We start from the raw sequence: 26,740 nt of genomic DNA, 5'->3' as shown, positions 1-26,740 counted from the left end.
CGTTTGGCACCACCACAGATCTTCGCAGCACTTTCTGATATGCTTGCGGCGCTTTGCTAACAAGAGGCTTCATGTTGTCTATGTCAGGTTGGCGTAAACTTTATTATAAATTGTTGAATTTACCACTCTCTGTTCTGGTAAAAACGAAGGCTATTCCGGGCGATCCCGTTTCCGAACATGGACTCGATCCAACGCGGCCGATTATGTACGTGCTGCCATACGATTCCAAGGCGGATTTGCTGACGCTGCGCCAGCAGTGTCTGAAGCATAATCTGCCCGATCCGCTGTTACCACTGGAGATTGACGGCTCGATACTGCCGCGCCACGTGTTTATTCACGACGGCCCGCGCGTATTCCCCGCTTTTGGGCCGAATACCGAATCGGTGAAGATTTTTCACGAGTATCTCGATCTGCACCGTAACAACCCTCAGCTCGATATCCAGATGCTGCCGGTTTCGGTGATGTTTGGCCGCGCGCCCGGCCGCGAGGTTCAGGGCGACGATGCGCCGCACCTGCGCGAGCTTAACGGGGTTGAGAAGTTTTTCGCTATCGTCTGGCACGGCCGCGACAGCTTTGTGCGCTTTTCGCCAACCGTCTCGCTGCGCTGGATGGCGACGCAGCACGGCACCGACAAATCCATCGCGCAGAAACTGGCGCGCGTGGCGCGTATTCATTTCGCACGCCAGCGTTTAGCCGCGGTTGGTCCGCGTCTGCCGGCGCGACAGGATCTCTTCAACAAGCTGCTGCAGTCCAAGGCGATTGAAAAAGCGGTGGAAGAAGAGGCGCGCAGCAAAAAGCTCTCCCATGAGAAGGCGCAGCAAAACGCCGTTGAGATGATGGAAGAGATCGCTGCCGACTTCTCCTATGAGGCGATCCGCGTCACCGATCGCGTAATGGGCTGGCTGTGGAGCCGTCTCTATCAGGGCATCAACGTCAACGGCGGCGAACGCGTGCGCCAGCTGGCGGAAGATGGCCATGAGATCGTCTATGTGCCCTGCCATCGCAGCCATATGGATTATCTGCTGCTCTCCTACGTCCTTTATCACCAGGGCCTGGTGCCGCCGCATATCGCCGCGGGCATCAACCTGAACTTCTGGCCCGCCGGTCCGATCTTCCGTCGCCTGGGCGCGTTCTTTATTCGCCGTACCTTTAAAGGCAATAAACTCTACGCCACCGTATTCCGTGAATATCTCGGCGAGCTGTTCAGCCGCGGCTATTCGGTCGAGTATTTCGTTGAAGGTGGGCGCTCACGTACCGGTCGCCTGCTCGATCCGAAAACCGGCACGCTGGCGATGACGCTGCAGGCGATGCTGCGCGGCGGCAAACGTCCGATTACGCTGGTGCCGATCTATATCGGCTATGAGCACGTCATGGAAGTGGGTACTTACGCCAAAGAGCTGCGCGGCGCGGCGAAAGAGAAAGAAGGCTTTATGCAGATGGTGCGCGGCCTGCGCAAGCTGCGTAACCTGGGCCAAGGCTACGTTAACTTCGGCGAACCGCTGCCGCTGGTGAACTACCTGAACAAGCAGGTGCCGGAGTGGCGCGACGCTATCGACCCGATTGAACCGCAGCGTCCCAGCTGGCTGACGCCGACGGTCAACGATATTGCGGCGCGTCTGATGGTGCGCATCAACGAAGCGGGCGCGGCTAACGCCATGAACCTGTGCGTTACCGCGCTGCTCGCCTCACGTCAGCGCTCACTAACCCGCGAGCAGCTGATCGAGCAGCTGGATTGCTACACCGCTCTGCTGCGCAACGTGCCCTATTCGCCGGAATCAACGGTGCCGCCGCTTTCAGCGGAAGAGCTGCTGAACCATGCGATGAGCATGAATAAGTTCGAAACTGAACAGGACAATATCGGCGATATCATCATCCTGCCGCGCGAGCAGGCGGTGCTGATGACCTATTACCGCAACAATATTCACCATATGCTGGTGATGCCGTCGCTGATCGCCGCCATTATTCAGCAGCATCCTAACCTGAGCGAAGCCGAGCTGCTGCGCCAGGTGCGTCTGATCTACCCGATGCTGAAAAGCGAGCTGTTCCTGCGCTGGGAAATCGACGCCCTGCCGGCGCTGCTGAGCGCGCTCTGTCAGGAGCTGGCGCGTCAGGGGCTGATTACCCTGCAGGATGGCCAGCTGCGCCACACCGCCGCGCGTTATCGCACGCTGCAGCTGCTGGCCGCCGGTATCCGCGAGACCCTGCAACGTTTCGCTATCACCTTCTCTATCCTCAGCGCGAAGCCGACCATTAACCGCGGCACGCTGGAGAAAGAGAGCCGTATGCTGGCACAGCGTCTTTCGGTGCTGCACGGCATCAACGCGCCGGAGTTTTTCGATAAGGCGGTGTTTACCACGCTGGTGCTGACGCTGCGCGATGAGGGCTATATCAGCGATACCGGCGACGCCGACGTTGAGCGTACCCAGGCCACCTGGCATATTCTGGCCGATCTGGTGACCAGCGATGTGCGGCTGACTATCGAAAGCGCGGTGGCGCACGAGTAACGCACCGCAGGCAGAAAAAACAAAGGGCGACAGTGATGTCGCCCTTTTTTTCAGTTACTCATCAGCCTGATAAGCGGGAAAGGTAAAAAGCGTCTCTTCCGCGCTAGCGCCAAAGGCGACAACGTTGTCGCCTTTTTACCGTTAAAACAGCCCACTAAACGGCGGCGTATTCAACACCACGCCGATAAATATCACCAGGCCAACATAATTATTGTTGAGGAAGCCCTGGAAGCAGGCGTCGCGCTCGCGGTGTACGATCAGCTTTTGCTGGTAGAGAAACAGCGCCGCGGCGCCAAGCAGCGACCAGAAAAAGAAGGCGTTAAGCTGCATCATCAGGCCCACCAGCGCCAGCAGCGCCAGCGTTGCGAGCTGCAGGAGGCCGATAATCAGCTTGTCGTAGCGGCCGAACAGAATCGCCGTTGATTTGACGCCAATCTTGATATCGTCATCGCGATCCACCATGGCGTACTGCGTATCATAGGCGACGGTCCAGCAGATGTTAGCCAGAAACACCAGCCAGCACTCTAGTGGTAAGGACTCACTAACTGCAGACCAGGCCATCGGGATCGCCCAGCCGAATGCCGCCCCTAATACCACCTGCGGCAAGTGGGTATAGCGCTTCATAAAGGGATAGCACCAGGCCAGCGCCAGGCCGCCAAACGAAAGCAGAATCGTCATCAGATTCATGGTCAGCACCAGCCCGAACGCCAGCAGCCCCAGCAGCACGAACAGGATTTTCGCCTCTTTCTCGCTTACCGCGCCGCTGGGCAGCGGACGGCCTGCGGTACGCTTCACGAAGCCGTCGACCTTGCGATCGGCGAAATCGTTAATCACGCAGCCCGCCGCGCGCATCACAAATACGCCGAGCACAAACACCACCAGCACCGACAGCGGCGGCACGCCCAGGGTCGACAGCCAGAGCGCCCACAGCGTCGGCCACAGCAGCAGCAGCGTGCCGATCGGTTTATCAATACGCATCAGGCGGCTATAGGCCTGAAACTTGCTCATCTGTACGCTTTTTTCCACGTGTAATCGTCCTCAGGCCAGGTCGCGATAGAGCGGCGAGGCCGGTAAAAACAGTTCGGTCAGCAGCAGCGGCTTGCCTGACAGTCGCAGGCGCGAGCGGCGTCCCCAGAGCGCGCCGACGCTGCCCGGTTCGATAAAGTCGCGGCTTAAGGTTGAAGAGGAGAAGAGATAGCGGCCAAGCGGGCGCGTTCCCAGCTTTTGCAGCATCTGCTCTGGCCCGCTGAGGGTGCTCTCCGGCACCAGCGTGCGGCCAATAAGCCAGGGTTCATCGTCGCCGCACAGCACAATCTCCCGCAGCCAGAAACGCGCATCGTCCGGCAGAAGCGCCCTTTCATCGGTAAGCTCATCGGCATTAATAAAGCCTTCGCGTATCGGCTGCACCGTTACCTGCCGACAGTGCTGCTCGAAACGGCGCGTCATGGAGTCCTCCTCCATCAGCCAGTCCAGCAGCGGCGCGGTCAGCGTCGGATGCGTGGACGGCAGCCAGTTGAGCGCGCGTAATAAGCTGAGCGCCTCGTGCGACATATCACCACTCCCGTCAATTTTGAGGGCAACAGTGTAGCGCAGAGGCGCGACGGGCACACCTGGCGGCGCTTATTCGCGCTTCAGGCGGTTGCTGTTCGCCAGCCACAGGGTCACCACCAGAATCAGGATGGCGCCGGAGTAGCAGAGCGTGTCGAAGGGATTTTTATGGTCGACGATAATCAGTCGAATAATCGCCGTAATGCCGATGTAGACAAAGTAGCGCAGCGGAAAGTGATAGCCAGACTGGAAATACTTGACGATCAGCGCGATAAATTCGAAGTAGAGGAAATAGATAACGATCCCCTCAATCAGCAGATAAGAGGAGGCCTGCTCGCCAACGTTCAGCAGCACGTTGGCAAGGTGCAGCGTCTCTTTGCCGAGGAACACTGCCAGAATAACCGCCAGCGCCAGCAGTCCCAGGTTGAGCACCCATTGCAGCGCCAACGCGATGTACTGACCGCCGGTGGGTTTAACGTTCATGATTTGCCTCGATAATGGCTTTTAGTAAGGATCGCCATCATGCTGCAATGTGACGCAGATCACAAGATACCAGCCGCGCCCTGCCCGACGCGGCGCGCCAGCTGCCAATAGCCAGCCAATATTTATCCCCTTCCCGTAGAGCGAACTGGTCTACAGTTAAAGAGTCGGCAGCGCGCGCAGGTCGCTTAAAATTCAGGAAAAATTGCGCCCGCCCGGCGGTTCGTTTTGCAGATTGCTCTTTCCGTCAGGCTGGCTTTCTGCTGCTTTTTAGCCTGACGGTTATGGAGTGGCATGACGTGTTGACCCTGCTTAATCTTCTCTCCGCCGTCGCCCTGCTGGTCTGGGGCACCCATATCGTGCGCTCCGGCATTATGCGCGTCTTCGGCGCGGACCTGCGCCGCGTGCTCAGCCGCAGCATCGAAAAGAAACCCATGGCTTTTCTGGCGGGCATCGGCGTAACGACGCTGGTGCAGAGCAGCAACGCCACCACGCTGCTGGCGACCTCCTTTGTGGCGCAGAAACTAATGGGCCTGACGCCTGCGCTGGTGGTGGTGCTGGGCGCCGACGTGGGCACCGCCATTATGGCGCGTATTCTCACCTTCGATCTCTCCTGGCTGTCGCCGCTGTTTATCTTTTTCGGCGTGGTCTTTTTCCTGTCGCGCAAGCAGACGCGCGTCGGCCAGATGGGCCGCGCCAGTATCGGACTGGGGCTGATTTTGCTGGCGCTGCAGCTGATTGTCAGCGCCGCCCGGCCGATTACCCAGGCGTCGGGTGTGCAGGTGCTCTTTTCCAGCCTGACCGGCGATATTCTGCTGGATGCGCTTATCGGCGCGGTCTTCGCCATTATCAGCTACTCCAGCCTGGCGGCGGTGTTGATCACCGCCACGCTGACCGCCGCAGGCGTGATCTCATTTAAAGTGGCGCTCTGTCTGGTCATCGGCGCCAATCTCGGCAGCGGCCTGCTGGCGATGCTCAACGCCAGCGGCTCTAACGCCGCCGGCAAGCGGGTGGCGCTCGGCAGCCTGCTGTTCAAGCTGCTCGGATCGCTGGCGGTGCTGCCCTTTATCAACCTGCTGGCGCCCTGGCTCGATACGCTGCCGGTCAATGACGAAGAGCTGGTGATCTTCTTCCACGTTTTCTACAACCTGATCCGCTGCCTGATTATGGTGCCCTTCGCTGACCCGATGGCGCGCCTCTGCACCCGCCTCATCGGCGACGACGCCGAGGCGGATATGGCAGTGAAGCCTCGCCACCTCGACCGCAGTGCGCTGGATACGCCGACGCTGGCGCTGGTCAACGCCGCGCGCGAGGCGCTGCGCATCGGCGACGTGCTGGAAATGATGCTGGAGGCGTTCAGCAAAGTGGTGCACGGCGAAGTGCGCGAAGAGCGTACGGTGCGACGGCTGGACGACGATGTCGACGTGCTCTATACCGCCATCAAGCTCTATCTGGCGCGCATGCCGAAAGAAGATTTGTCGGAAGAGGATTCGCGCCGCTGGGGCGAAATTATCGAAATGTCGCTGAACCTTGAACAGGCGGGCGACATTATTGAGCGCATGAGCGGCGACGTAGCGGATAAGGCGCTGACGCCGCGTCGCGCCTTCTCGCCGGAAGGCATCAGGGAGCTGGAGACGCTGCATGAGCAGCTGCTGGCGAACCTGCGCCTCAGCCTGTCGGTATTTCTCTCACGCGACATCAGCAGCGCGAAACGGCTGCGCCGCGCCAAGCATCGCTTCCGTATTCTGATCCGCCGCTTCTCGCATGCACATGTGGAGCGGCTGCATCAGCAAAACGTTCAGAGCATTGAAACCAGCTCGCTGCATCTGGGGCTGCTGGGAGATATGAAACGCCTGAATTCGCTGCTCTGCAGCGTGGCCTATACGCTGCTGGAGCAGCCGGACGACGAGCGGGACTATGAGTAAAGCGGGGGCGCGTCGCCCCCGCTCTGTTACTTTTTATCGACCGGTTTGCCTGACCAGTAGCCAGCCAGCAGCGAACCGGAAAGGTTGTGCCAGACCGAGAAGAGCGCGCCTGGCAGCGCGGCCAGCGGCGAGAAGTAGAGTTTGCCCAGCGTCGCCGCCAGGCCGGAGTTCTGCATCCCGACCTCCAGCGCCAGCGTGCGGCAGGTCGACTCGTCGAAGCCGAACAGCTTGCCGCCCCAGTAGCCGCCCAGCAGGCCGATGGCGTTATGCATTATCACGGCGGCGATCACCATCAGGCCGACCGAGCTGATAAAGCCCTGGCTGCCCGCCACCACGGCGCTGATGATCAGCAGAATGCACACCATCGAGAAAGCCGGCAGGTAGGGCTCGATGCGGCGCACCAGTCCGTTAAAGCTGTGGTGAACGATCAGTCCGAGGCTAATGGGGATCGCCACGATCTTCACGATGCTGAGCAGCATACCCATAACGTCCACCTGGATATGGGTATCGACGTAGAAGCGCGTCAGCAGCGGCGTAGCAAAAACCCCCACCAGCGCGGAAACCGAGGAGATGGTCACCGAGAGCGCGACGTCGCCCTTCGCCAGATAGATCATCACGTTCGAGGCGGTACCGCTGGCCACGCTGCCGACCAGGATCATGCCCGCAGCGAGATCCGGCGGCATATGGAACAGCTTCGCCAGCGCCCAGGCGGCAAGCGGCATCACCAGATAGTGCAGAAAGGTGCCGGCGATCACCGGCGCCGGGCGCACCAGCACGCGTTTGAAATCGTCGATATTAAGCGTTACGCCCATGCCAAACATAATCAGCATCAGCAGCCAGGAGACCCACGGCCCGATGCCGAGAAAGACGCCGGGGGAATACCAGGCGGCCAGGGAGAGCAGCACGGCCCACAGCGGGAACAGGCGGGTTATTTTGGCGAGCATAGCCAGACTTCCTTCTTTGAATGTTGTGTTTTTTCGCGGTTTTGCCACAGAGAAACGCGGCGCAGGAACGGGTGCGCCGGCGGAGCGGGATCATAACATTTCGTTATCGCAAGGTGAGGCCAGAAGGGAAAATGGGGATCGACTGCTGCCGATCCCGCAGATAGTGCCGGAAATACGCTGGCTTTTACGCTAAAAAGCGGTCGATCGCACCAGCCGGATCCGATCCGGCCGGGCAGATCCTTACTCGAACAGGTTCTTATGCAGCGCGCGCACGACGCTTTCCGCATCTTCACCCGGCACCAGGAAGCAGAGGTTGTAGCTGCTGGCGCCGTAGCAGATCAGGCGCAGGTTAAACGGCTCAAGCGTACCGAACACCTCTTTGCCAACGCCGCGCGCTCTGGAGAGGTTGTTGCCGATAATCGCCACCAGCGCCAGGTTCTCTTCTACCTCAACGCGGCAGAGCGACGACAGCTCCGTCAGCAGCGCCTGGGTCAGCAGGCTGTCGCCGGTCGAGGTCGAGCCGGTGGTGTCGAGCGTCAGCGCAACGCTGACTTCTGAGGTGGTAATCAGATCCACCGAGATGTTATGGCGCGCCAGAATAGTGAACACCTCGACGAGGAAGCCGCGCGAGTGCAGCATGTTCAGACTGTGCAGCGTCAGCAGCGTCTGGCGACGACGCAGCGCCAGCGCGCGGAACAGCGGCGGGTTGGCGGTTTCGCGGTGAACGCGCGTGCCGCCGGCGGCGGGATCTTTGCTTGAGCCGACAAACACCGGAATATCGCTGCGCACCGCCGGCAGCAGCGTCGCCGGATGCAGCACCTTGGCGCCGAAGATCGCCATTTCGGTCGCCTCTTCGAAGGTGATGTCATCGATACGTTTAGCGGACGGCACCACGCGCGGATCGGTGGTGTAGATACCCGCCACGTCGGTCCAGATATCGACGCGCGCCGCTTTCAGCGCCTCGCCCAGCAGCGCAGCGGTGTAGTCGCTGCCGCCGCGTCCCAGCGTGGTGGTGCGCCCCTTTTGTTCGCTGCCGATAAAGCCCTGGGTAATCACCAGCGACTGCGCCAGACGCGGGGTGAGCAGCGCGGCGGCCTGTTCGGCCAGCGTCGCGATTTCCGGCTCGGCGCGGCCAAAGCGGTCGTTGGTGCGCATCACTTTACGCACGTCGAACCACTCCGCCTCTACCTGACGCTCGCGCAGGATCTCCACGAACAGCAGCGTCGACATCAGCTCGCCGTGGCTGACCAGTTCGTCGGTAAGCGCGTTAGAGGTGGCCAGCGAGGCGGCATCGGAAAGCATGGTGATGTTTTCGAGCATGCGATCGATTTCATCACGGATAACGGCCGGGTTTTGCAGGCGTTCGACAATCGCATACTGGATGCGGCGAATTTCATCCAGCAGGTAAGCGCGCTGCGCCTGCTCCTGGCCTTCCGCCAGCGATACCAGCAGATTGGTTACGCCCGCCGATGCGGAGAGCACCACCAGACGCGTGTTGGCATTGGCCAGCACCACATCGGCGCTGCGGTTCATAGCATCGAAATCGGCAACGCTGGTGCCGCCAAATTTCGCCACGATCAGAGTTTGAGACATGTACGACCTCGTGTCAGGTTATCTTCTCCCGCGTTTATGGGACGGGAGACATTGTATCAGCCTTGGCACAAGGGAAGAGCAGAATTGGGCAGACAAGATCAGGAGACGTGTCACCCAGAAGCACTTCACCTTGCGAAGCGACCGACTGTGGACGCCTCTGGTGACAACCCAGGGGATTCAGCCCCTGCAGCCGACAGGCAACACTCCGTGTGTTGACCACCTCGGCGTCGCTCCCCCTGATGTGTTATCCCCGGATACGGTTCCTCCAACACACTGCCTGGGCGACGCGCCTCTTCTGGCTTGCGCACGGGTGCGCAAGTAGCCGCATAAAAATAGCGGGTCATAAGGTTGCTGTCTACGTCTGTTGGCGATTTGCTGCGCCCGCAGAGCTAAATGCCCCCTTTCAGACCGGTTTATTCTGATTCGGCACAAGGTTCAGCGGCGGCGTTAACGGCACAATAGGCACCGCCTGGTCTGGACATCGCCTGCGGCGACAGGCGAAAACGGCGCGCGGTTTCCGCCGCGCTGCCCGCCGCAAAGGTGACGACGCCGACAAAATTTTTCCTTTCAGCGGACACTATTGTCATACTGAAACGCTACACGGGTGTGGTTGCCCACGATGGAATGACGGTTCTTAAATCAACAAGAGTGTTGCCATGAAAAATATCAATCCGACCCAAACCGCAGCCTGGAAAGCGCTGCAACAGCATTTTGAACAGATGAAATCGGTGACTATCGCCGAGCTGTTCGCCCAGGATGCCGATCGTTTTGCTAAATTCTCTGCCACCTTTGACGACCAGATGCTGGTGGATTTTTCGAAAAACCGCATCACCCAGGAGACGCTTGACAAGCTGCAGGCGCTGGCCAAAGAGACCGACCTGAGCGGCGCAATTAAATCGATGTTCTCCGGCGAGAAGATCAACCGCACCGAAGATCGCGCCGTGCTGCACGTTGCGCTGCGCAACCGCAGCAATACGCCGATCCTGGTAGACGGCAAAGATGTGATGCCGGAAGTGAACGCGGTGCTGGAAAAGATGAAGCACTTCTCTGAGCGCATTATCGGCGGCGAGTGGAAAGGCTATACCGGCAAAGCGATCACCGACGTGGTGAATATCGGCATCGGCGGTTCAGATCTGGGTCCGTTTATGGTGACGGAAGCGCTGCGCCCCTATAAGAACCACCTGAATATGCACTTCGTCTCCAACGTGGACGGCACGCATATTGCGGAAACCCTGAAAGATCTCAGCCCGGAAACCACGCTGTTCCTGGTGGCGTCAAAAACCTTCACCACGCAGGAAACCATGACCAACGCCCACAGCGCGCGCGACTGGTTCCTGAAAACCGCTGGCGACCAGCAGCACGTAGCGAAACACTTCGCCGCGCTGTCGACCAACGCGAAAGCGGTGGGCGAATTCGGCATCGATACCGCCAATATGTTTGAGTTCTGGGACTGGGTCGGCGGCCGCTACTCGCTCTGGTCCGCTATCGGCCTGTCGATTATCCTCTCTATCGGCTTCGACAACTTCGAGCAGCTGCTGAGCGGCGCGCACGCGATGGATAAGCACTTCTCCACCACGCCGGCCGAGCAGAACCTGCCGGTACTGCTGGCGCTGATCGGCATCTGGTACAACAACTTCTTCGGTGCCGAAACCGAAGCGATTCTGCCTTACGATCAGTACATGCACCGCTTCGCGGCCTACTTCCAGCAGGGCAATATGGAGTCTAACGGCAAGTACGTCGATCGCGACGGCAACCCGGTGGATTACCAGACCGGCCCGATTATCTGGGGCGAGCCGGGTACTAACGGCCAGCACGCCTTTTACCAGCTGATCCATCAGGGCACCAAGCTGGTACCGTGCGACTTTATCGCGCCGGCCATTACCCACAACGCGCTGGCGGATCATCACCAGAAGCTGCTTTCCAACTTCTTCGCCCAGACCGAAGCGCTGGCGTTTGGTAAGTCACGCGAGGTGGTGGAGAAAGAGTTCACCGATGCGGGCAAATCAGCCGAGTCTGTCGCACACATCGTGCCGTTCAAGGTGTTTGAAGGCAATCGTCCGACCAACTCAATTCTGCTGCGCGAGATCACCCCTTACAGCCTGGGCGCGCTGATTGCGCTTTACGAGCACAAGATCTTCACCCAGGGCGCTATCCTCAATATCTTCACCTTCGATCAGTGGGGCGTAGAGCTTGGCAAACAGCTGGCTAACCGTATTTTGCCTGAGCTGGAAAACAGCGAGGATATTACCAGCCACGACAGTTCCACTAATGGCTTAATTAACCGCTATAAATCCTGGCGCTAATAAAGTCGCTGTTCTGCAAGGGCGGCCCGCACGGCCGCCTTTTTTGTGTCATAGCAAACAAAATAACCGCGCTGGCCCTCGAAACAGGCGCAATGCAGACGGGATAATTCTTAAATTAAGCTAAGATTGTTCTGAAGCTGTAGCCTGACGCCCCCTCTGCCTCGCGTTTTAAATGGCCCTTATTTTCCCTGCTGCTCTCCTCTCTCGCTTGTTTTATAAGGAAAATTTATTTCCAGCTATCCCGGCAAAATCTGATAATCGCGTTTTCGGGCCAGTTGTTAATAAAAAAGCGCAAAACGCTTTGCATTTAATTTTCGGCCAGCAATAAATCCGGCCTTGCGCTAATTCCAGCCAATAAAAAAGGGGTTATCGCTGTTTAGCCCCCTTTTTAGTCACAATAAACCGCGCCTTTCACACCCCTTTTCCCACGCTGAACTCTGGTAATTTGTTGCCCTATACTGAACGCGCCCGTAACGGGTACATCCTTCATTCACTCAATGCAGGACAAGCTGTATGAAAAAAATCATGGTTGCCGGAGCAGCCGTACTATACGTCGCAGCGCATTCCGTGGCTTTTGCCGCTCCGGAAGAAGCGGGTGCCGCAGCGGGCGCGCAGGCAGGAGCAATCTCCGCCGGCACCTCGACCGCTGTCGGTATCGGCGCGCTCGGCGCATTAGTCGGTGTCGGCATCGCCGCTTCTGGCGGTGGTGATGGCGCGAATACCGGTACAACAACCACGACCACAACGAGCACCACTCGTTGACGTAGCACCTTTAAACATAACCACACAGCCGTGTGGTTATTTTTTGCTTTGGCTTCTTTTACAGGGACACACAGTGCGCCAACTTCCTTTGTTGCTGGCTTGCCTGCTGCTGCAGGCCTGCACGCAGACGCAAAAAGGGCTGGAACAGACCGTCATGATGGCGGTGTCCGGGCCCGATGACGTGATTAAAACCGATCAGCAGATCGCCGACCTGCCCTACGCCAGCCTCTATGCGCGAATCAATGAAGGCCCACAGATTTTCGTGGTGCTGGGCTATAACGAAAATGGCCAGCAGAAGTGGATCACCCAGGATAACGCCATGCTGGTGACCCAGCACGGCCGCCTGGTGAAAACCCTCGGCCTGCCGGACAACCTGCAGGCGGTGAGCAATCTGCCGCAGGATCCGCTGGCGGATGCGCTGCATCTGCGCGACGGCGCCAGCTGGACGCGCATCGCGCAGTGGACCGAGCGCGGCGAAACGCGCGCCGCGACGGTAAGCTCGCGCTTTACGCGCGGCGCTGACGAGGTGCTGACGCTGCCGGGTCGCCGCGTCGCCTGCCGCGTCTGGATCGAGCAGGCGCGCATCGAGGCCACCGGCCGCGCGTGGGAGAATACCTTCTGGGTCGATAACAGCAGCGGCGATGTGGTGCAGGCGCGCCAGATGCTGGCTGCGGACGACTTCCCTGTTGCCACTACCCTTCTGAAGCCGGCGAAATCATGAAAACAACACTCTCTTTGCTGGTCGGGCTGATGCTGGCCGGCAGCAGCGCCGCGTGGGCGGCGGGTCAGGTCACGGTGCACGCCGCACAGGGCAGCGCTACGCTCGAAAACGTACAGAATCTGGCGCAGCTGACAACGCAGCCGGCGCTTATTGACGCCGCCTGGTGGCGCGGCGCAGTCATCGCAGAGCGAAACGCCAGCTCGGTAGCGCAGCGCCAGCAGCAGCAGACGCTGGCCGATCTGCGCGCCTGGCAGGCACAGAGCAGCGGCGATCGCGCCGCCGCTATTGGCGAAGTGCTGCGCCAGCTCAGCGCCATCAGGGTCACTGGCCGCCAGTTCGTCTCGCTCGATCCCGATGAGATCCGGCTCCATCCTGAAGCCAACCGTCGCCTGGAAGGCCGCTACGACCTCTGGCTGACGCCGCCGTCCGACAGCGTATGGCTGATGGGCGCGCTGCGCGGCGCAGGCAAAGTGAGCTGGCAGCCGGGCCAGACGGTGCGCGGCTATCTGGCGCAACACGATCGCCTTTCCGGCGCGGAGAACAGCTACGCCACGGTAATCGCGCCCTCCGGCGAGACGCAGCGCGTGCCGGTCGCGTACTGGAATCAGCGTCATCGCGAGGTCGCGCCCGGCAGCATTATCTGGCTGGGCTTCTCCTCCTGGAGCCTGCCTGACGCCTATAGCGATTTGAACCAGCGCATGATTTCTGTTCTGACTCACCGGGTGCCAGAGTGATGAATAAACGACTTTTTTTCAGCCTGCTGGCTGTTTCCGTGGCCGCCGCGTGCCAGGCGCAGGCCGAGACCTTTCCCGATCCGGTGGGTCCGTCGCAGTCTGACTTCGGCGGCGTCGGCCTGCTGCAGGTGCCGACCGCGCGCATGGCGCGCGAGGGCGAATTCAGCCTTAACTTCCGCGATAACGATCAGTACCGCTACTACTCCGCCTCGCTGCAGCTGCTGCCCTGGCTGGAGACAACGGTGCGCTATACCGACGTGCGCACCAGGCGCTACAGCGCCGTAGAGAGCTTTAGCGGCAACCAGAGCTACAAAGACAAGGCGTTCGACCTTAAGCTGCGCCTGCTGAAAGAGAGCTACTGGCTGCCAGAGGTCGCTTTGGGCTCGCGCGATCTGGGCGGCACCGGCCTGTTCGACAGCGAATATCTGGTGGCGAGCAAAGCCTGGGGGCCGTTCGACTTTACCCTGGGGCTGGGCTGGGGCTACCTCGGCAACAGCGGCACGGTTAAAAACCCCTTCTGCTCCTACAGCGACAGCTACTGCCAGCGTCCCGGCGTCGGCGAAGCGGGCTCAATTAATGGCTCGCAGATGTTCCACGGCCCGTCGGCGCTGTTCGGCGGCGTGGAGTATCAAACGCCGTGGCAGCCGCTGCGTCTTAAGCTGGAATATGAAGGCAATAACTATCAGGATGATTTCGCCGGCCGGCTCGATCAGCGCAGCAAGATCAACGTTGGCGCGATCTACCGCGTCACTGACTGGGCCGATATCAACGCCAGCTACGAGCGCGGCAACACCTTTATGTTCGGCGTCACGGTGCGCACCAACTTTAACGATCTGCGCCAGGCGCATATCGACAGCGCGAAGCCCGAATACCATCCTCAGCCGCAGGAGAGCATGCTGGAGCCGACGGTGGTCGCCAGCCAGCTGAGCGATCTGAAGTACAACGCCGGACTGAACGGGCCGCGCATCCAGACTCGTGGCAGCACGCTGTTCGTCTCTGGCGAGCAGACCAAATATCGCGACACGCGCGAAGGGGTCGATCGCGCTAACCGCATCATTATGAATAACCTGCCGGCGGGCATCGAAACTATCGAGGTGACCGAGTCGCGCTTCAACATGCCGCAGGTCACGACGCGCACCGACGTCAACAGCCTGCGCAATGCGCTGGCAGGCTATCCCCTCGGCCAGGAGCAGTCGCTGCGCCAGACGCGCGAGAATCCGGTGGATCCAGGAGAGACCGAGCAAGGTTTCTTTATTCGTAAAGAGCGCCTGAACTACAGCCTGTCGCCAGTGCTGAACCAGTCGGTCGGCGGCCCGGAAAGTTTCTATATGTACCAGGTCGGCGTGATGGGTAACCTGGACTACTGGTTTACCGATCATCTGCTGGTGGGCGGCAGCCTGTTCGGCAACCTCGCCAATAACTACGACAAGTTCAACTACAACGGCGCGCCTTCCGATTCGACGCTGCCGCGCGTGCGTACCCATATCCGCGACTACGTCGAGAACAACGTTTACGTTAACGATCTGCAGGCCAATTACATGGGCTACCTCGGCAACGGCTTTTACGGCCAGATGTACGGCGGTTACCTGGAGACCATGTACGGCGGCGTTGGCGGCGAGATGCTCTACCGTCCAGTCGACAGCAACTGGGCCTTTGGCGTCGACGCCAACTACGTGCGCCAGCGCGACTGGGACAACATGATGCAGTTCACCCGCTACAAAGCGCCGACCGGCCATGTGACAGCCTACTGGCGTCCGTGGTTTATGCAGGATCTGCTGGTGAAGGCGAGCGTCGGGCAGTATCTGGCCAAAGACAAGGGCGTCACGCTCGACGTCTCTAAGCGCTTCGACAGCGGCGTGATGGTGGGCGTCTATGCGACCAAAACCAACGTGTCGTCAGAGCAGTATGGCGAGGGGGATTTCACCAAAGGCTTCTATTTGTCGATTCCAATGGATCTCTTTACCGTGACGCCGACGCGCGGACGCGCGCAGGTGAACTGGGTGCCGCTGACGCGTGACGGCGGGCAGATGCTGGGACGTAAATATCAGCTTTATGACCTGACGTCAGACCGCGACGCACGCTTTAATTAACTGAGTGCTCCCGCCACGCACGTGGCGGGTATCATCTGCGCTCGCGGCAGGCTTCAGGCACCCCGCTTAATCGGCGTCATACCCCAGGTTTGGCGCCAGCCAGCGCTCCACCTCGCTTACCGTCATCCCTTTACGCGCCGCGTAATCCTCGACCTGATCGCGCTGGATCTGCGCCACCGCGAAGTAGCGACTCTCAGGATGGCTGAAGTACCAGCCTGAAACCGACGCGCCCGGCCACATGGCGAAGGATTCGGTAAGTTTCATGCCGGTGTGGGCTTCCACATCGAGCAGCTGCCAGATCGCCGCTTTCTCGGTATGTTCCGGACAGGCGGGATAACCCGGCGCGGGGCGAATGCCCTGATAGTTTTCGCGGATCAGCTCATCGTTGCTCAGGTTCTCATGGGGGGCGAAGCCCCAGATCACCTTACGCACCCGCTCGTGCAGATACTCGGCGAAGGCTTCCGCCAGCCGATCGGCCACCGCTTTCACCATGATTTTGTTGTAGTCGTCGTGCTGCGCGTCATACGCCTCCGCCAGCGCGTCCTCTTCAAGGCCGCCGGTCACGGCAAAAGCGCCCAGATAATCGGCCTTGCCGCTCCCCTTCGGCGCAACATAATCGGCCAGACAGTAGTTAGGGAAGTCGCTTTTCTCGGTCTGCTGACGCAGATGATGGCTAACGGCAATCACCTCGCGGCGGCTCTCGTCACGGTAAATTTCGATATCGTCCCCGACGCGGTTAGCCGGGAAGATGCCCACCACGCCGCGCGGCGTCAGGGATTTGTGCGCGCTGAGCCTGTCCAGCATCGCGTTGGCGTCGGCAAACAGACGCTTCGCCTCTTCCCCCACCACCTCATCGTGCAGAATGCGCGGATACTTGCCCGCCAGCGACCAGGTCATAAAGAACGGCGTCCAGTCGATATAGTGACGCAGCGCGTCGATGCCAACCGAAATCTCGCTGACGCCGGGACGATGCGCCACCGGCGGCGTATAGCTTTCCCAGTCGATGTGGACCGCGTTATCACGCGCGGCCTGCAGCGAAACCGGCGGCGTGCGCGGCTTTTTACGCGCGTGCTGAATGCGCACGGTGTCGTACTCTTTACGGGTACGCGCCACAAAATCCTCTTTCAGCGTCGGCGAGAGCAGTGACGACACGACGCCCACGGTGCGCGAGGCGTTCTGCACGTACACCGTCGGGCCGCTGTAGTTCTGCTCGATCTTCACGGCGGTGTGCGCCTTCGAGGTGGTGGCGCCGCCAATCAGCAGCGGCAGCGTAAAGCCCTGACGCTCCATCTCTCTGGCGACGTTGACCATCTCATCCAGCGACGGCGTAATCAGGCCCGAGAGTCCGATAATATCCGCCTTCTGTTCGATGGCGGTTTTCAGGATCTTATCGCTCGGCACCATCACGCCGAGATCGATAATCTCGTAGTTATTGCACTGCAGCACCACGCCGACAATATTCTTGCCGATATCGTGTACGTCGCCCTTCACCGTCGCCAGCACGATTTTGCCGTTGCTGCGGCCCGCCTCTTTGCTGGCCTGAATATAGGGCTCAAGGTAAGCCACCGCCTGCTTCATCACGCGCGCCGACTTCACCACCTGCGGCAGGAACATTTTTCCTTCACCGAACAGGTCGCCCACGACGTTCATGCCCGCCATCAGCGGCCCCTCAATCACCTCGATCGGACGCGCCGACGCCTGACGCGCCTCTTCGGTGTCCTGCTCGATAAATTCGGTGATGCCTTTCACCAGCGAATATTCCAGACGCTTCACCACGTCCCAGCTGCGCCACTCCGCCTGCTGCTTATCCTCGGTGCCATCACCTTTGCTGGCGCGATACTTCTCCGCCAGCGCCAGCAGGCGCTCGGTGCCGTCGGCACGACGGTTAAGAATGACATCCTCAACCGCCTCGCGCAGCTCGGCAGGCAGATCGTCATAAATCGCCAGCTGACCGGCGTTAACGATGCCCATATCCATGCCGTTGCGGATGGCGTAGTAGAGAAACACGGCGTGAATCGCTTCACGAACCGGATCGTTGCCGCGGAAAGAGAAGGAGACGTTAGAGACGCCGCCGGAGATCATCGCGTGCGGCAGCTCGCGCTTGATATCTTCACACGCGCCGATAAAGTCCATGGCGTAGTTGTTGTGCTCGTCGATGCCGGTGGCAACGGCAAAGATATTCGGGTCAAAGATAATATCTTCCGGCGGAAAGCCGACCTGCTCGGTCAGAATGTTATAGGCGCGGCGGCAAATCTCGATCTTGCGCGCGCGCGTATCCGCCTGGCCATCCTCATCAAAGGCCATCACCACCATCGCCGCGCCGTAGCGGCGCACCAGGCGCGCATGATGGATAAAGGTCTCCTCCCCCTCTTTCATCGAGATAGAGTTAACGATGCCTTTGCCCTGGATGCACTGCAGGCCCTTTTCAATCACCTCCCACTTTGAGGAGTCGATCATAATCGGCACGCGCGCGATATCAGGCTCGCCGGCGATCAGGTTGAGGAAGCGCACCATCGCCGCTTCGGCGTCGAGCATCCCCTCATCCATATTGATGTCGATAACCTGTGCGCCGCTCTGCACCTGCTGCAGCGCCACTTCCAGCGCCTCGTTGTACTTCTCTTCTTTAATCAGCCGCTTGAATTTAGCCGAGCCGGTGACGTTGGTGCGCTCGCCGACGTTAACGAACAGCGTATCGCTGCTGATATTGAGCGGCTCAAGGCCAGAGAGACGGCAGGCGACCGGCAGTTCAGGCCGCTTGCGCGGTGCCACCCCGGCGACGCTGTCCGCCATCGCCCTGATGTGCTGCGGCGTGGTGCCGCAGCAGCCGCCGATAATGTTGAGGAAACCGGCGCGCGCCCATTCGCCAATCTGATCCGCCATCACGCTGGCATCGAGATCGTATTCGCCAAAGGCGTTGGGCAGTCCGGCATTCGGGTGGGCGGTAACGTAGCATTCGGCAATGCGCGACATCTCCGCCACGTACTGGCGCAGCTCGTCCGGGCCGAGCGCACAGTTGAGGCCAAACGAGAGCGGTTCAGCGTGGCGCAGCGAGTTGTAAAAGGCCTCGGTGGTCTGGCCGGATAGCGTGCGGCCAGAGGCGTCGGTAATGGTGCCGGAGATCATCAGCGGCAGCCTGACCCCCAGCGCTTCCATTTCGGTCTGCACCGCAAAAACCGCCGCTTTGGCGTTCAGGGTGTCGAACACCGTTTCGATCATGATGAGATCGGCGCCGCCCTCCACCAGCGCGCGCGTCGATTCGCGATACGCCTCTAACAGCTGGTTAAAGGTAACGTTGCGGTAAGCGGGATCGTTGACGTCCGGCGAGATGGAACAGGTGCGGTTGGTCGGACCGAGCACGCCAGCCACATAGCGCGGGCGATCGGGCGTTTTCGCCGTCCATTCGTCGCAGCAGGCGCGCGCCAGCCGGGCTGCCTCAAGGTTAATCTCCGCCGACAGCCCTTCCATCTGGTAGTCCGCCATCGCAATGGTGGTGGCGTTAAAGGTGTTGGTTTCCAGAATATCGGCGCCCGCTTCCAGATAGGCATTGTGGATCTCGCGGATCACCTCAGGCTTGCTGAGCACCAGCAGATCGTTGTTGCCTTTGAGATCGCAGGGCCAGTCGCGGAAACGGCTGCCGCGAAAATCGTGCTCGTCCAGCCTGTAGCTCTGGATCATGGTGCCCATGCCGCCGTCCAGCACCATGATGCGTTGCGCGAGCTGCTGATGCAGCGCTTCGATTCTGTTGCTCACTCTTGCCTCATCCGCTCATCTGCTGGCTAAAATGCCAGCGCATCATACTGTCATAACTTTCACAGAGGAGAAAGCCGCAGCAGGTGAGACATTTTCAGGCGGACCGCTTAACAGATCCGACCAGAACGCGCGCGTTTGCAAATTGCGCAATTAACCTGAAAATGATTTCCACTTTGCGTAAGGAGATACCTCAATGGCTACGCCCGTTCCCGCTAAACGCGGCAAAAAACCGCGCGGCACACCCGCCGCTCCGCCTGCCGGCGGCCAGGTGCAGTCTCTGCAACGCGGCCTGCATCTGCTGGAGCTGATCGCCGACTCCCACGGCAGCGTAGCGCTGACCGAACTGGCGCAGCAGGCGGGTTTGCCTAACTCCACCACGCACCGTTTATTGACGACGATGCAGCAGCAGGGTTTCGTGCATCAGACCGGCGATCTCGGCCTGTGGACGATCGGCGCGCACGCCTTTGTGGTTGGCAGCAGTTTTTTGCAGAGCCGAAACCTGCTGGCGCTGGTGCATCCCGTGCTGCGCAGGCTGATGGAAAATTCGGGCGAAACGGTCAATCTGGCCGTGCTGGATCTCAGCGATTATCAGGCGGTGATCATCGACCAGGTGCAGTGTACCCAGCTGATGCGCATGTCGGCCCCCATTGGCGGCAAGCTGCCAATGCACGCCTCAGGCGCGGGCAAGGCTTTTCTGGCGCACCTGAGCGATGAGCAGGTCACCGCGCTGCTGCATCAGAAAGGTCTCCATCACTACACGCCCAACACCCTGATGTCGCCGCAGAGCCTGAAGGCTAATCTGGCACAGGTACGCAAAGGCGGTTTCGCCTTTGACGATGAGGAACACGCGCTGGGACTGCGCTGCGTCGCCGCGCCAGTCTACGACGAGCACGGCGAACCCTTTGCCGCTCTGTCGATATCCGGGCCGGTGGCGCGTATGACGGACGATCGCATTACCGAGCTGGGCGCGCTGGTGATCCGTGAGGCGCGTCAGGTGACGCTGGCCTACAGCGGCCGCTAAGCCAGTTCGCGGGCGTAGCGCACGCTGAAGCGCTGCGCCTGACGCCAGGCAATCGTCTCCTCCACATGCCCCTGCCGGATGCGCTGCTGCTGTGCCCGCCACCAGCCCGCATCGAAGAGTTCAGGATGCAGCTGTTGCAGCAGCGCGCCGGTAGCGGCTTCGCTGCACAGCGCGTAGCGAAAGGTTTCAGGAAAGACATCGTCCGGGCCGACGCTGTACCAGGGTTCGGCGCTCATTTCATCTTCGTCATAGCGCGCCTGCGGCACATCGCGGAAGTGCAGCTCATCCATTGGCCGGATTTCATCGTAGTCGTAAAACACCACGCGCCCGTGCCGCGTCATGCCGAAGTTTTTAAACAGCATATCGCCAGGAAAGATATTGGCCGCCGCCAGCTGTTTGATGGCATTGCCATACTCCTCAACCGCGTGCCGGCGTTGTTCGGCGTTCGCCTGCGCCAGATAGAGGTTGAGCGGCTGCATACGCCGCTCCAGCCAAAGATGGCGGACAATCAGGCGGTCGCCGTCGATATGCATCTTTGTGGCAATGCTGGACTGGAACTCCGCCATCAGCGCGGGCGGAATACGCGCCAGCGGCAGCGCAAACTGCTCGAACTCCAGCGTGTCCGCCATGCGCCCGACGCGGTCGTGCTCTTTGACCTGCTGATAGCAGGCGCGCACCTGCGCCTCCGTCACCTCTTTCTGCGGCGCAAAGCGATCGCGGATCACCTTGAAGACGCGATCAAAGCCCGGCAGCGTAAAGACCAGCATCACCATGCCGCGCACGCCGGGCGCTATTTCAAATGGCGCATCGCTGTGCGCCAGCGCATGCAGATAGTCGCGGTAGCTTTCGGTTTTGCCGTGCTTCTGACAGCCGATCGCCATGTAGCGCTCAGAGAGCGTTTTGCCCGGCAGAATCGGCTGTAGCCACGCCACCAGCGCCGCGGGCACCGGCGCGTACACCATAAAATAAGCGCGGGCGAAGCCGAACACGATGCTGGCATCGTTCGCATCCGTCAGGCAGGTATCGATCCACAGCTCACCCTGCGCGGTACGCTGAACCGGCAGCAGACAGGGAAAAATGGCGTGCGGCAGGTGTAAACGCGCCACAATCCACGCGGTTTTGTTTCGGAAAAAGAGTTCGCTGGCGACCTCCAGCCAGCCGCCCTCCAGCCTGAAATGCTGTTGCAGATGACGCAGGATATAGCTGGCGTCGCGCGCGCGATCCTGCCAGGGCAGCGTCAGTGTGGTATCGGCCAGCACCTGCTCCAGCATCGCCTGCCAGCCGTGCTGCGGCTGATAGCGACGCGCCAGCGGGCGTGCAGGCTGCGCGGCGCGCTGCTGGGTCGAGAAGATAAACAGCCGCTGCGGCTGCAGGTGCGCGTGGCCATGCAGACGACAGTAAACGGAATTAAAAAAGCTTTCGGCGATTTCCGCGCGCGGATAGTCCGGCAGCAGCGCTTCGTAATCCTGTTTGACCTGTAGCCAGAACCTGTCGTCCCAGTGTGCCGCATCGTTGAGTATGCGCAGCTGATCCACCACCAGCGTGACGTGGCTGTCGTAGAGGTGGATGCGCGTTTTCATCGCCTGCTGCACCGCCTGCCAGTCCGCCTGTTCAAAGCGCTGCTGCGCGCCAGCGGTAATATCAAGAAAGCGACCATACTGCGCGTCAAAGCCCTGCAGGATGGTATGGGCAATTAAGGATTCGCGTGGTGGCACAGGCAGCTCCCGCAAAAGCCCGCCCGAACGCGTCGGGCAGGCCATCTGGTTTAGCGTTAAAACTGGTGCTGTTCGGTCGAGCCGGTCAGCGCCGTCACTGACGAGTGGCCGCCCTGGATCAGGGTGGTGACCCGATCGAAGTAGCCCGTCCCGACCTCCTGCTGATGGGATGAGAAGCTGTAGCCTTTATCCCGCGCCGCAAACTCCGGCTGCTGCACCTTCTCGACGTAGTGTCGCATGCCCTCTCCCTGGGCATAGGCGTGCGCCAGGTCGAACATGTTGAACCACATGCTGTGAATGCCCGCCAGGGTGATGAACTGGAAGCGATAGCCCATCTCGCTCAGCGCCTGCTGGAATCCCGCAATGGCGCGGTCGTCGAGGTTCTTTTTCCAGTTAAAGGAGGGCGAGCAGTTGTAGGCCAGCAGCTTGCCGGGATAGCGTGCGTGAATGGCGGTGGCGAAGCGCTGCGCCAGCGCCAGATCTGGCGTCGAGGTTTCGCACCACAGCACATCAGCGTAAGGCGCGTAGGCCAGCCCGCGGCTGATCGCCTGCTCAATGCCCGCGTGCGTGCGGAAGAAGCCTTCCGCCGTGCGATCGCCGCGAATAAAAGGCCGGTCATAGTCGTCACAGTCAGAGGTAATCAGATCGGCTGCATCGGCGTCGGTGCGCGCTAACAGGATGGTCGGTACATCCATCACGTCAGCCGCCAGCCGTGCCGCCACCAGCTTCTGTATCGCCTCCTGCGTCGGCACCAGCACCTTTCCGCCCATATGGCCGCATTTTTTCACCGCCGCCAGCTGATCTTCGAAATGTACCGCTGCGGCACCCGCGCTAATCATCGCCTTCATCAGTTCAAAAGCGTTGAGCACGCCGCCAAATCCCGCTTCGGCATCAGCAACAATCGGCAGGAAATAGTCAATGTAGCCCGCTTCACCCGGTTGAGCGCCGTTCGCCCACTGGATCTGATCGGCGCGCTGAAAAGTCTGGTTGATGCGCTGCACCACTTCCGGCACCGAGTTCACGGGATAGAGCGATTGATCGGGATACATCTGCCCGGCAAGATTGGCATCCGCCGCCACCTGCCAGCCCGAAAGGTAGATCGCTTCAATGCCCGCTTTCGCCTGCTGCAACGCCTGGCCACCCGTCAGTGCGCCGAGGCTGTTAATGTAGCCTTTGCGCGCGGTGCCGTTGAGCAGCGACCAGAGCTTTTCCGCTCCGCGCTGCGCCAGCGTACAGGCTGGATTGACCGAGCCGCGCAGGTTAACGACCTCTTCAGCGCTGTAGGGACGCGTGATGCCTTCCCAGCGCGGTGCGCGCCAGGCTTGTTCAAGCTGCTGGATCTGTTGGGTACGAGTCATGGCAACGGCTCCTTTTTCAGGGGATCAGGCGATAGCCCGGCAGAGTAAGAAATGAAACCAGTTCGTCTTCGGTGGTGATCTGCGCCATCAGCCGCGCCGCGTCGTCGTAACGCGCATCGTTGAGCTGGCGTCGCTCTTCATCCAGCATGCGCAGAAAGCTTTCGGCGGTGACGGGCTGACCGTCGCTCAGGGTTTGCTGATGATGGATCCACTGCCAGATGGAGGTGCGGGCGATTTCTGCCGTGGCGGCATCTTCCATCAGGCCGTCGATCGGCACGCAGCCGTTGCCGCCCAGCCAGGCTTCCAGATAGCGCAGCGCGATGCGGATATTGGCCCGCATTCCTGCCTCGGTACGTTCGCCTGCGCAGGGCGCCAGCAGCTGTGCGGCGTCTACGGGCGCATCGCTTTCGCGCAGCAGGTCGAGCTGGTTTTTACGCTCGCCGAGCGCAGCGTCAAAGACCGCCATTGCCGTATCAGCCAGTCCAGGATGGGCAATCCAGGTACCGTCGTGACCGTTATCAGCCTCACGCTGTTTATCCTCACGCACGCGCTGCAATACCCACTCATTACGCCCACTCTCTTTGGCCGGGATTAAAGCTGACATACCGCCCATGGCGAACGCACCGCGGCGATGGCAGGTTTTTACCAGCAGCCGTGAGTAAGCATCCAGGAAAGGCTGCGCCATGGTAATCGACTGCCGGTCGGGCAGAATGCGGTCGCCATGCTGGCGCAGCGTTTTGATGTAGCTGAAGATGTAATCCCAGCGGCCACAGTTAAGGCCAACAATATGGTCGCGCAGGTTCCACAGGATCTCATCCATCTGAAAGACCGCTGGCAGGGTTTCAATCAGTACCGTGGCCTTAATGGTGCCGCGCGCCACTCCGAAGCGATCCTCAGTGAAGCGAAAGATCTCGCGCCACCAGGCAGCTTCCTGCCAGCTTTCGCTTTTCGGCAGATAGAAATATGGGCCGCTGCCTTTGCTGAGCAGCGTGGCGAAGTTGTGGAAAAAGTAGAGCGCAAAATCAAACAACCCGCCGGGAATCGCTTTGCCCTGCCACTGCACATGTTTTTCTTCCAGATGCAGACCGCGCACGCGGCACATCAGCACCGCAGGGTTGGCGCGCAGCTGGTAGATCTTCCCGGTTTCGCTGGTAAAGCTGAGCGTTCCACTGACCGCCTCACGCAGCGTTTGCTGCCCCTCCATCAGCTTATCCCACTGCGGCGTCAGCGAGTCTTCAAAATCCGCCATATAAACTTTCACGTTAGCGTTCAGGGCGTTAATAACCATTTTGCGTTCCGGCGGTCCGGTAATTTCCACGCGTCTATCCAGCAGGTCATGCGGGATGGTGCCGATACGCCATGCGCTCTCACGAATGGAAGCGGTTTCCATATCGAAGTCGGGAAGCTGGCCGGCGTCATAACGCTGCTGCCGCTGCTGCCTGAGGGCAAGCAGCCTTTCCCGCTCAGCGGAGAAATGAGTGACCAGTTCAAGCAAAAACTGCTGTGCCTCTGGCGTGAACAGCTGCTGTTCCGCATGGGAGAAGGGTTGTGTGAAGGTAAGATCGCTATGAATTATCGTGTCGGTCATATGAGATCGCTCCTGTCGCCGATCGGATCCTGTCACAGCGATCCGGTTAGAGGATAATTTTTGAGCTACAGGATCCAAGCATATTCACTCTTTAATTAAAATCAAAAACTATTTCCATTTTCAAGGAAAGTTTCAGTTAAATCCCTGAAGCGAATGAAGTTAAAGTTTTCTATTTAAAGGGAGGCGTTTTCAAAAAGAGGAGACATAAAAAAACCGTGACAGCTTTGCAGCTGGCACGGTAAGGACAAACGAGGAAAATGATTATTCGAGCGTGGGATTCATCCGGCGCAGATCGAATGGCGTGATTTGGTAGACGTAATAGTTCAGCCAGTTAGAGAAGAGCAGATTGCCGTGGCTGCGCCAGGTGGCGCGCGGCGGCAGCTCCGGATTATCCTGGGGGAAATAGTTAAAAGGCACTTCCGGCTGCAGGCCCGCTTCGTAATCCCGGTGGTATTCGCCTGACAGGGTCAGCGCGTCATATTCCGGGTGGCCGGTAACGAAAACCAGGCGCTTGTCTTTGCTCGCCATCAGATAGGCGCCGGTCTGTTCAGACTCGGCGAACAGTTCCAGATCGGTGTAGTCCGCGATCAGCTGCGTCGGGAAGTCAGCATAGCGCGAATGAGGTGCCAGAAAATTATCGTCAAAACCACGCGTCAGCAGCGCGTGCGGATGCAAAATCTGATGCTCATAGACGCCCGACAGTTTGGTCTGCCGCGTCTGCTTAGGGATGCCGTAGAGAATATTGAGCGCCGCCTGTACTGCCCAGCAGACAAAAAGCGTTGAGGTGACGTGCTCTTTTGCCCAGTGCAGCACGCGCTGGATCTGCGGCCAGTAGGCGACATCATTGAAGTCGACCAGGCCCAGCGGCGCGCCGGTGACAATCAGGCCGTCAAAGTTATCGTGCTGAATATCGTCAAAGTTGCAGTAGAAGTTGTTGAGATGCTCCACTGGCGTATTGCGCGACTCGCGGCTGTCGATACGCAGCAGCTGGATATCGATCTGTAGCGGCGAGTTTGAAAGCAAACGCAGGAACTGGTTTTCCGTCTCAATCTTCTTTGGCATCAGATTGAGCACCAAAACTTTCAACGGACGGATTTCCTGAACACTGGCGCGCGACGAGGTCATGACAAACACGTTTTCATCACGTAAGAACTTTACTGCCGGTAATTCGTCGGGAACCCTGATTGGCATGTGCGACTTTCCTCTTTACAACCGTATATACGTTTAGACATCCAGATGCCCAACATTACCCTGGCAGCGGGAAGTTGTCGAGGCTTCATGCAGTTTATGAAAATCTTTCAGCTTAAAGTGGCAAACAGGAGAGGGAAAAGAGAGAAAAGGGAAAGCTTAAACGCAAAAAACCCTGACCGTGAGGTCAGGGTTATCGCAGTTGGATGCCTGGCAGTTCCCTACTCTCGCATGGGGAGGCCCCACACTACCATCGGCGCTACGGCGTTTCACTTCTGAGTTCGGCATGGGGTCAGGTGGGACCGCCGCGCTAAGGCCGCCAGGCAAATTCTGTTTCCGCGCCGCCCACAGGCCGCGCAGATATATCCGTCACAAGCTGAAAATCTCGCGTCTCACAAAACGCCTCTGGCGTTGTAAGGTTAAGCCTCACGGGTCATTAGTACCGGTTAGCTCAACGCATCGCTGCGCTTACACACCCGGCCTATCAACGTCGTCGTCTTCAACGTCCCTTCAGGA

General features: G+C 59.6%; 19 protein-coding genes, 2 rRNA genes and 1 riboswitch. Of the genes, 8 read left to right on the top strand and 13 right to left on the bottom strand.

All coding sequences use genetic code 11. From position 1 onward, the window contains the following. The first annotated feature begins 80 nt into the window (after nucleotides 1-80). Nucleotides 81-2,504 (top strand): glycerol-3-phosphate 1-O-acyltransferase PlsB, encoded by a 2,424-nt coding sequence (gene plsB / locus MHZ97_RS03595; protein WP_239313667.1) that lies wholly within the window; start codon nucleotides 81-83, stop codon nucleotides 2,502-2,504. 141 nt (nucleotides 2,505-2,645) lie between these two features. Here the strand turns inward: plsB and ubiA are convergent, their stop codons facing one another. From ubiA to psiE, 3 genes are all read right to left on the bottom strand, one after another. Continuing rightward, nucleotides 2,646-3,512 (bottom strand): 4-hydroxybenzoate octaprenyltransferase, encoded by an 867-nt coding sequence (ubiA, locus tag MHZ97_RS03590; RefSeq protein WP_239313710.1) that lies wholly within the window; start codon nucleotides 3,510-3,512, stop codon nucleotides 2,646-2,648. A gap of 30 nt (nucleotides 3,513-3,542) precedes the next feature. After that, nucleotides 3,543-4,055, bottom strand: a complete 513-nt coding sequence (gene ubiC / locus MHZ97_RS03585; RefSeq protein ID WP_103793645.1) for a chorismate lyase — start codon at nucleotides 4,053-4,055, stop codon at nucleotides 3,543-3,545. Nucleotides 4,056-4,124: 69 nt separating this feature from the next. Then, a complete protein-coding gene (psiE, locus tag MHZ97_RS03580; RefSeq protein ID WP_033749140.1) occupies nucleotides 4,125-4,535 on the bottom strand; it encodes a phosphate-starvation-inducible protein PsiE in 411 nt (136 codons plus the stop codon). A gap of 296 nt (nucleotides 4,536-4,831) precedes the next feature. On the opposite strand from psiE, the gene MHZ97_RS03575 reads away from it, so the two are divergent. Continuing rightward, the gene (locus tag MHZ97_RS03575) at nucleotides 4,832-6,457 is read left to right on the top strand and encodes a Na/Pi cotransporter family protein (RefSeq protein ID WP_239313670.1); all 1,626 of its coding nucleotides are present in this window, start codon (nucleotides 4,832-4,834) and stop codon (nucleotides 6,455-6,457) included. Between the two features lie 26 nt (nucleotides 6,458-6,483). Here the strand turns inward: MHZ97_RS03575 and panS are convergent, their stop codons facing one another. The 3 genes from panS to MHZ97_RS03560 form a co-directional block, all read right to left on the bottom strand. Then, the gene (panS, locus tag MHZ97_RS03570) at nucleotides 6,484-7,401 is read right to left on the bottom strand and encodes a ketopantoate/pantoate/pantothenate transporter PanS (protein WP_103793644.1); all 918 of its coding nucleotides are present in this window, start codon (nucleotides 7,399-7,401) and stop codon (nucleotides 6,484-6,486) included. A gap of 240 nt (nucleotides 7,402-7,641) precedes the next feature. Further along, entirely contained in the window at nucleotides 7,642-8,994 is a 1,353-nt protein-coding gene (gene lysC / locus MHZ97_RS03565; RefSeq protein WP_103793643.1) for a lysine-sensitive aspartokinase 3, read from the bottom strand. Nucleotides 8,995-9,104: 110 nt separating this feature from the next. Then, a riboswitch (Lysine riboswitch) is annotated at nucleotides 9,105-9,297 on the bottom strand. Between the two features lie 110 nt (nucleotides 9,298-9,407). Continuing rightward, nucleotides 9,408-9,581: a hypothetical protein gene (locus tag MHZ97_RS03560; protein WP_239313671.1), complete on the bottom strand. Its 174-nt coding sequence runs from the start codon at nucleotides 9,579-9,581 to the stop codon at nucleotides 9,408-9,410. 69 nt (nucleotides 9,582-9,650) lie between these two features. On the opposite strand from MHZ97_RS03560, the gene pgi reads away from it, so the two are divergent. The 5 genes from pgi (at nucleotide 9,651) to MHZ97_RS03535 (ending at nucleotide 15,604) form a co-directional block, all read left to right on the top strand. Further along, nucleotides 9,651-11,297: a glucose-6-phosphate isomerase gene (gene pgi, locus MHZ97_RS03555; protein WP_103793642.1), complete on the top strand. Its 1,647-nt coding sequence runs from the start codon at nucleotides 9,651-9,653 to the stop codon at nucleotides 11,295-11,297. 513 nt (nucleotides 11,298-11,810) lie between these two features. After that, a complete protein-coding gene (yjbE, locus tag MHZ97_RS03550; protein WP_033749135.1) occupies nucleotides 11,811-12,059 on the top strand; it encodes an exopolysaccharide production protein YjbE in 249 nt (82 codons plus the stop codon). A 73-nt stretch (nucleotides 12,060-12,132) separates the two neighbouring features. After that, entirely contained in the window at nucleotides 12,133-12,780 is a 648-nt protein-coding gene (locus MHZ97_RS03545) for a YjbF family lipoprotein (protein WP_103793641.1), read from the top strand. Further along, nucleotides 12,777-13,514: a capsule biosynthesis GfcC family protein gene (locus MHZ97_RS03540; protein WP_239313673.1), complete on the top strand. Its 738-nt coding sequence runs from the start codon at nucleotides 12,777-12,779 to the stop codon at nucleotides 13,512-13,514. Before MHZ97_RS03545 ends, MHZ97_RS03540 begins: the two co-directional genes overlap by 4 nt. Then, complete coding sequence (locus tag MHZ97_RS03535) at nucleotides 13,514-15,604, top strand: YjbH domain-containing protein (protein WP_239313675.1); 2,091 nt, start codon at nucleotides 13,514-13,516, stop codon at nucleotides 15,602-15,604. Before MHZ97_RS03540 ends, MHZ97_RS03535 begins: the two co-directional genes overlap by 1 nt. 66 nt (nucleotides 15,605-15,670) lie before the next feature. On the opposite strand, the gene metH is transcribed toward MHZ97_RS03535, so the two are convergent. After that, nucleotides 15,671-19,354, bottom strand: a complete 3,684-nt coding sequence (metH, locus tag MHZ97_RS03530) for a methionine synthase (RefSeq protein WP_239313687.1) — start codon at nucleotides 19,352-19,354, stop codon at nucleotides 15,671-15,673. 193 nt (nucleotides 19,355-19,547) lie between these two features. Here metH and iclR point away from each other — a divergent pair, with 193 nt between their 5' ends. Then, nucleotides 19,548-20,375, top strand: a complete 828-nt coding sequence (gene iclR, locus MHZ97_RS03525; protein WP_239313689.1) for a glyoxylate bypass operon transcriptional repressor IclR — start codon at nucleotides 19,548-19,550, stop codon at nucleotides 20,373-20,375. Here the strand turns inward: iclR and aceK are convergent. The 6 genes from aceK to MHZ97_RS03495 form a co-directional block, all read right to left on the bottom strand. Beyond that, nucleotides 20,372-22,090: a bifunctional isocitrate dehydrogenase kinase/phosphatase gene (gene aceK, locus MHZ97_RS03520; protein WP_239313692.1), complete on the bottom strand. Its 1,719-nt coding sequence runs from the start codon at nucleotides 22,088-22,090 to the stop codon at nucleotides 20,372-20,374. The genes iclR and aceK overlap by 4 nt on opposite strands. Nucleotides 22,091-22,146: 56 nt before the next feature. Beyond that, nucleotides 22,147-23,448 carry an isocitrate lyase gene (gene aceA, locus MHZ97_RS03515; RefSeq protein ID WP_103793635.1) on the bottom strand — a complete coding sequence of 434 codons (1,302 nt, stop codon included), beginning with the start codon at nucleotides 23,446-23,448 and terminating at the stop codon, nucleotides 22,147-22,149. Between the two features lie 16 nt (nucleotides 23,449-23,464). Next, entirely contained in the window at nucleotides 23,465-25,036 is a 1,572-nt protein-coding gene (gene aceB / locus MHZ97_RS03510) for a malate synthase A (RefSeq protein ID WP_239313695.1), read from the bottom strand. Nucleotides 25,037-25,297: 261 nt separating this feature from the next. After that, complete coding sequence (gene metA / locus MHZ97_RS03505) at nucleotides 25,298-26,227, bottom strand: homoserine O-succinyltransferase (RefSeq protein WP_103793633.1); 930 nt, start codon at nucleotides 26,225-26,227, stop codon at nucleotides 25,298-25,300. Nucleotides 26,228-26,432: 205 nt separating this feature from the next. Continuing rightward, a 5S ribosomal RNA gene (rrf, locus tag MHZ97_RS03500) occupies nucleotides 26,433-26,548 on the bottom strand. A gap of 91 nt (nucleotides 26,549-26,639) precedes the next feature. Then, nucleotides 26,640-26,740, bottom strand: a 23S ribosomal RNA gene (locus tag MHZ97_RS03495); the annotation flags it as partial.

Origin of the sequence: Pantoea sp. ACRSC (assembly GCF_022346785.1) — a bacterium.
In the GTDB taxonomy this organism is placed as follows: domain Bacteria; phylum Pseudomonadota; class Gammaproteobacteria; order Enterobacterales; family Enterobacteriaceae; genus Pantoea; species Pantoea alvi.
The sequence above is the reverse complement of the archived record's forward strand: the minus strand, read 5'-3'. Positions and strand labels throughout refer to the sequence as shown.

Excerpts from the sequence above, each read along its gene's own strand:
- psiE (WP_033749140.1), bottom strand. The coding sequence starts at position 4,535 with ATGAACGTTAAACCCACCGGCGGTCAGTACATCGCGTTGGCGCTGCAA.
- panS (WP_103793644.1), bottom strand. The coding sequence starts at position 7,401 with ATGCTCGCCAAAATAACCCGCCTGTTCCCGCTGTGGGCCGTGCTGCTC.
- metA (WP_103793633.1), bottom strand. The coding sequence starts at position 26,227 with ATGCCAATCAGGGTTCCCGACGAATTACCGGCAGTAAAGTTCTTACGT.
- MHZ97_RS03535 (WP_239313675.1), top strand. The coding sequence starts at position 13,514 with ATGAATAAACGACTTTTTTTCAGCCTGCTGGCTGTTTCCGTGGCCGCC.
- lysC (WP_103793643.1), bottom strand. The coding sequence starts at position 8,994 with ATGTCTCAAACTCTGATCGTGGCGAAATTTGGCGGCACCAGCGTTGCC.
- pgi (WP_103793642.1), top strand. The coding sequence starts at position 9,651 with ATGAAAAATATCAATCCGACCCAAACCGCAGCCTGGAAAGCGCTGCAA.
- yjbE (WP_033749135.1), top strand. The coding sequence starts at position 11,811 with ATGAAAAAAATCATGGTTGCCGGAGCAGCCGTACTATACGTCGCAGCG.
- MHZ97_RS03560 (WP_239313671.1), bottom strand. The coding sequence starts at position 9,581 with ATGACAATAGTGTCCGCTGAAAGGAAAAATTTTGTCGGCGTCGTCACC.
- ubiA (WP_239313710.1), bottom strand. The coding sequence starts at position 3,512 with ATGAGCAAGTTTCAGGCCTATAGCCGCCTGATGCGTATTGATAAACCG.
- iclR (WP_239313689.1), top strand. The coding sequence starts at position 19,548 with ATGGCTACGCCCGTTCCCGCTAAACGCGGCAAAAAACCGCGCGGCACA.
- plsB (WP_239313667.1), top strand. The coding sequence starts at position 81 with ATGTCAGGTTGGCGTAAACTTTATTATAAATTGTTGAATTTACCACTC.
- aceB (WP_239313695.1), bottom strand. The coding sequence starts at position 25,036 with ATGACCGACACGATAATTCATAGCGATCTTACCTTCACACAACCCTTC.
- ubiC (WP_103793645.1), bottom strand. The coding sequence starts at position 4,055 with ATGTCGCACGAGGCGCTCAGCTTATTACGCGCGCTCAACTGGCTGCCG.
- aceA (WP_103793635.1), bottom strand. The coding sequence starts at position 23,448 with ATGACTCGTACCCAACAGATCCAGCAGCTTGAACAAGCCTGGCGCGCA.
- MHZ97_RS03540 (WP_239313673.1), top strand. The coding sequence starts at position 12,777 with ATGAAAACAACACTCTCTTTGCTGGTCGGGCTGATGCTGGCCGGCAGC.